This window comes from Flavobacterium sp., from assembly GCF_035456225.1.
Lineage (GTDB): Bacteria > Bacteroidota > Bacteroidia > Flavobacteriales > Flavobacteriaceae > Flavobacterium.
In genome coordinates this window covers 1-5,487 of the sequence record NZ_DATIDM010000082.1, presented here as the reverse complement: position 1 = coordinate 5,487, position 5,487 = coordinate 1, and the positions used below count along the sequence as shown (strand labels likewise).

Below are 5,487 nucleotides of genomic sequence, written 5' to 3'. Positions count from 1 at the left end.
ATAACCACCGAATTTTTCCCGGAAGGAAATGTGTTTTTAGAAGGCACTTCCAATACAATAGCCATCAAAATTACAGATTGCAACGGAAACGGTATCGCCATTAAAGATGGGGAAATCATTAATCCGCAGGGAGTTACCATTACAAATTTCAGCACTAATGAACTGGGCTATGGTAAATTTGAAATTATACAGACAAAGAACGAACTGTACAAAGCCGTTTTTACGATTTACGACACCAAAACAGAAAAAAACCTGCCTTTACCGGAAGCCAAAGGAATAACATTCTCAACAAACAATTACACTTTCGAAAACAAGACTACTTTAAAGGTTAAAACCAATGCAAACAGTCTTGCGGAATACAAAAATGAACCGTTAAAATTTGTCATCCAACAAGATGATTACAATTCATATGTTCCTTTTTCTTTCAAAGAGAACAGCACAGAACAACTTTTGGCTTTACCGAATGAGAACTTTATGAATGGGATCAATGCAATTTATCTGATTGACAAAAACAATAAAAAAATTGCTGAAAGAATAATTTATAAGCCTTTAAAATTCGACCGGAATATAGATCTTAAGGTTTTAAGAAAACAAAATGACTCAATTGTCTTAAGCGGAACCAGCACCGTATTAATGGGAACCTTAAGTATTTCTGTTTTACCAAACGAAACCAAATCCCTAACCGGTAACAAAACCATGTATAATTCTTTTTTACTGGACAACCAATTAAATGGCAAATCAGCTGACGGCAACATTTTGCTTTCCAATTTTTCGAAAAGAAAACACTACGAACTGGACACTTATTTAATGTGTCAAAAATCAAAATACAACTGGCAAACGATGTTAACCACATCACCTAAAGAGAAATTCGAATTTGACAACGGATTAACGATAAAAGGAACCTTAAATGTTCCTCCAAAAGACAGAGAATCCAGAGTTAATATGAGTTCAATCACATCGGGACTAAATGTATTTTCCACACTAAATGATAAAAACGAGTTTTATTTTAAAAACATTTTAGTATCAGATTCTACTTTGGTTCATTATTCACTATTAGACAAAAAAGGAAATTATACTGAAATAAAATTAGCCACACAAATCTTAAACAACAATCGAACTTTCATTAAGCCATTTAAAAACTATCTGAAAGAATGTCCTTCAGTAGCAATGGAAAATAGAACGGCCAACTACACATTCCCGAAAATCGCGAACACCCTTCAATTGGACAGTATAACTATTGAAACCAAGACCAAAGGTCCAAAACTTGTAAATGTTAACCGTTTCTCAAATAATATGTCAAAAGGGTTTAAGATTTCTGATAAAGATTCCTCACGAGACCTTTTACAATTTATAGCTGCTAACGGTTATGATGTTACACAGAGTGGTGCTAACGTAATAATTGTAGGCAGAAGATCTACATCTTTTTACGGATCGAAAAGTCCACTAATATACATAGACGACAGCCCCATTGATGATTTCAGCTTATTATTAAACTACAGCCTTCGATATATTGACGAAATTTACATCAACAAAAACGGTTTTGGCGGAGGTATGGGAGCTTCTAATGGAGTCATTCGAATTTACACCAAAAAAACAATGGGAGGTCCATCAAAAAGCAGAATCAATTCGCAATCAGTTGTGATAAGAGATGGATTTGAAAAAACCAAACAATTCGTAAATCCAAAATACACCAGTTTTACCAATGAAGGATTTTTGGATTTCGGCACAATACACTGGGAACCTTATGTAGAAACAGATGAAAACGGAATTTTCAAGTTTGCCATCCCTAACTACTATGTAAAATCAGTTAAAGTAGTTATCGAAGGTATCTCTTCCGACGGACAAATAATTTCCGAAACAAAAATTATCGAAATACCTTAAAAAAAAAGCCGTTCAGAAATCCTGAACGGCTTTTTTAATAACCAATAACAACTCTATTTTCAGCTGAAACCGAACCTTTTATCATGCTATCAATTCCCTATCAGGTAATTTGACCAATAAATTATTAACTAATAAAACAATACCAATCATTGCTCCATTCAATCAATAATAACAGGTACGGCAGACATACAATTAATCTACTAACGTATTTTTTTCAATTAAATTGTCTTTGAATATCACATTCCAAAACATATAAATCAATTTTCTTAAGCGCAGAAAAACGCATTGCACAGGTAGGAAAACACTATTTCAATAAAAAAGCCGACTGGTAATTCAGTCGGCTTTTTTATTATCGATCATATTGACAGCATTCATGCAGGCTATCATAAGATTCAACAGGCGCTTTTACATCTTTAGTATCATGACCCGCTTTGGCCACAGCTTTTTCAACTTCTGCCATGGAACATTTTTGTTCGTTATAAACCAAGTGCAAAACCTGATCTTCCGAATGCCAAACGGCTGATTTTACTCCTGCAACGGAATAAGCCGCTTTTTCAATTCTTTTTTTACACATATCACAATTGCCCTTTACCTCAACATCGGCTTTCGCGTTTTTATTCTTTTTTTCTTGTGCCTGTACTGCGAATCCGAAAAGGGAAACCAACAGTACTATCATTATTTTTTTCATTATCTATTGTTTACTTTTTATTATTTAATTTTAAAACGGATCCCGGCATAATACATCTGTCCGAAAACCGGGGCGTATATCATTGAACTGTCAAAATACGGGCCAAACGGATCATCCGCACCTAAAATAGCATTTTTTTGTTTGTAATTCCCAATATTTTCACCACCTACATACATTTCGAACACGCTGGAGAAGGTTCTGGTTACTTGTGCATTCATCACCGAAAACGGATTTGAATACGGATTTAGCTTATAGGGCTCCGGATTGGTTGATGTATTTGGCAAACGCTGTTTACCCATCCAGTTATAGGTAAAATCAAATTTCCATTGTTTACCCTTTTCCTTAATGTGAGTTTCATACGCCAAATTGGTAAAAAAACGATGTTTTGCCTGCAACGGACGCTCCAAAGTTCCTGTCAGGTAATCGGTTTTGATATCATAAAATTTATAAGCTGTTCGAACTGATAAATGTGTCATCAAATCCACATTGAAATCAATTTGCAGACTGTTGGCATACGATTTCCCGTCCAGATTATGAAAAACTACTGCCTGTGGATTATAATCAACATCCACTATGGCCTGATTTTGAAAATCCGTTCTGTAGTAATCCAACGTAGCTTCGGCTTTTTTTCCAAACAACTGGAATCCTTGGGTAAAACTCACCCCGTAATTCCAGGCAATTTCCGGATCCAATCCGTAAATCTTCCCTCCTGTATTAATAACCGAAAACGCTCTGGAACTTGCAAGAAGATTTTGGTTTTCGGCAAAAATATTGGCGCTGCGTTTTCCTCTTCCCGCTGACGCCCTGAACACCGCTTTTTCCCACGGATTGTAACGCATGTGAACTCTCGGCGTAAAAAACACGCCTAAACGATTGTGCATGTCTACACGGCCTCCGGCAACTAAACTGAAATTATCCGTATTGTCATAAGTGTATTCAAAAAAAGCTCCTAGGGAATTATCTCTTCGGCTAACGTCCATCGGTAAACCTACGGTTACGAATTCATTGTAATCATCAGAAGTGAAATTCAATCCGGTTGCAAATTTATTTAATGTATTACTGATGATTGAGTTATAAATCAAATTGGAATAAAAACTATTCTGCTGAATATTGTATTGATTTAAACCGAAATACGATTCCTGTCTGTGATAGTTAAATGCATTTTGAAAACCGATGCTCTTCCATGGCATATCCGGAAAAACATATCCTATTTTTGAGGAAATATCCACCTTATCGGTATTGATTTCCGACCCCCAATGGTTTGTTGTCCCTTTATCAACATCCGGATCAAAAGCGACCTGACCCGCTTGTTTTTCGTCTTTCATATAACGGACATTCAGAAAACTAACCCAACCGTTTTTCAGATCATTGTACTGCCAACGGTTCATGATATTAATCTGATTCCCAAGTGGATTATCCAAAAAACCATCGTCATTCATATCTTTTTTAGAAGCACGGGTACTACCGTGAACAAAAAGACTACTGCTTAATTTATCCGTAAATTTCTTATTGAAATGGGTATTCAGCTCGAAACGACTGTCGGTTGAACCATAAGCATTCAGGTAAAACGGAATATCGGTGGCCGGCTTTAACAACTCGGTATTGATTTGTCCTGAAATACTCTCATACCCGTTTACCACACTTCCCGCGCCTTTCGTGATCTGAATACTTTCCACCCAGGTTCCGGGAATAAAAGACAATCCGTACGCTTGAGAGGCGCCTCGAACCGAAGGAATATTTTCTTCCGCAATCAGAATATACGGACTTGTTAACCCCAGCATCTTAATCTGTTTACTCCCAGAAACGGCATCGGAGAAATTCACATCGATGGACGGATTGGTTTCAAAACTTTCGGAAAGATTGCAACACGCCGCTTTGAGTAATTCTTTACTACTCATGGTAGTTACGTTAGCGGTTTTCACGTAGGACTTCTGAAGTGAGTTTCGTTTGGTCGTTACCACTACTTCATCGAGGCTTACATTGGGCTTCAGCTGTACTTTGATTTCTTTTGGCTCATGAACCATTAATGAAATGCTTTGATAGCCCACATAACTCACGGTTATTTCGTGACTCCCGGGATTCATCGGCAGTTCAAAAAACCCTTTGTCATCGGTAGTGGTCCCTTTGTCGGTATCCTTCCACACCACGGAAGCTCCGGAAAGAGGGTTGTTTTTTTCGTCGGTTATGGTACCCGACACATTTTCCTGAGCCGACAAAACATTAACTGTCAGCATAAGGAAAACCATAATAATTTTATACATGATTTATATTTTAATGTTTAATAGAAATTCACTCCGATGCTATCGGAAATCTGAAAAACATTAAAATCTGTCGTAGAAAAGGTACTGACAATGGAGTTTATAAAGTGGCGGTGCGTGGCTGTCACAATAAAATGACGGCTCATCGCTTTTCATTTCTTCTTGCTCAACAACCGTAAATGTAGCTGGCTTCCAAGTATCCACGAAAGTAAAAGCACCCAAATCGAGTTGGAAACTTTTTACAATAACTTCGTCTGAAATGGATTTTTTTAAGTCGATTTTATCATTGGAACAACAGCTGTCGTGTTCGTTTGAAGTCGCACAACAGGCATCTTCCTTTTCGACTTTTTTCTCGACACAAGGTTCGTATCGCTTATAATCCAATGAAACGCCGGCCAGTTCGCCACCGCAATAATGCACATTAAAAGCCAGTCCGACATTGGAAACCAATATCAGCATTGCTAAAACAAAACTAATGTGCTTATTTATTTTCATATTGTTAAAATCACGTCAAAAGTAACGTTTTTTTCCAATTTCAAAACATAAATTGCTGTTAATTGATATCAATAGTCTGACCCTGATAGGGAATCTCACAATTGATGGCATAGCGCGTTTCGATTTTACTTTTCAGTGTAACCAACGCTTCCGTTTCACCATGAA

At 37.0% G+C, this 5,487-nt stretch carries 4 protein-coding genes; 1 reads left to right on the top strand and 3 read right to left on the bottom strand.

The window, feature by feature from the left end:
• On the top strand, positions 1 to 1,881 hold a 1,881-nt coding region (locus VLB74_RS04705; protein WP_325202305.1), incomplete at its 5' end, for a hypothetical protein.
• A gap of 349 nt (positions 1,882 to 2,230) precedes the next feature.
• On the opposite strand, the gene VLB74_RS04700 is transcribed toward VLB74_RS04705, so the two are convergent.
• From VLB74_RS04700 to VLB74_RS04690, 3 genes are read right to left on the bottom strand one after another with little or no spacing between them, the layout of a single operon-like run.
• Entirely contained in the window at positions 2,231 to 2,569 is a 339-nt protein-coding gene (locus tag VLB74_RS04700) for a heavy-metal-associated domain-containing protein (RefSeq protein WP_325202304.1), read from the bottom strand.
• Positions 2,570 to 2,589: 20 nt separating this feature from the next.
• On the bottom strand, positions 2,590 to 4,830 hold the full coding sequence (locus VLB74_RS04695; protein WP_325202303.1) for a TonB-dependent receptor: 2,241 nt from the start codon (positions 4,828 to 4,830) through the stop codon (positions 2,590 to 2,592).
• Positions 4,831 to 4,890: 60 nt separating this feature from the next.
• On the bottom strand, positions 4,891 to 5,322 hold the full coding sequence (locus VLB74_RS04690; RefSeq protein WP_325202302.1) for an HYC_CC_PP family protein: 432 nt from the start codon (positions 5,320 to 5,322) through the stop codon (positions 4,891 to 4,893).
• Between the last annotated feature and the right edge of the window lie 165 nt (positions 5,323 to 5,487).

What these genes read in the sequence shown, in the direction of transcription:
- VLB74_RS04690 (WP_325202302.1), bottom strand. Translation starts at nt 5,322, where the DNA reads ATGAAAATAAATAAGCACATTAGTTTTGTTTTAGCAATGCTGATATTG.
- VLB74_RS04695 (WP_325202303.1), bottom strand. Translation starts at nt 4,830, where the DNA reads ATGTATAAAATTATTATGGTTTTCCTTATGCTGACAGTTAATGTTTTG.
- VLB74_RS04700 (WP_325202304.1), bottom strand. Translation starts at nt 2,569, where the DNA reads ATGAAAAAAATAATGATAGTACTGTTGGTTTCCCTTTTCGGATTCGCA.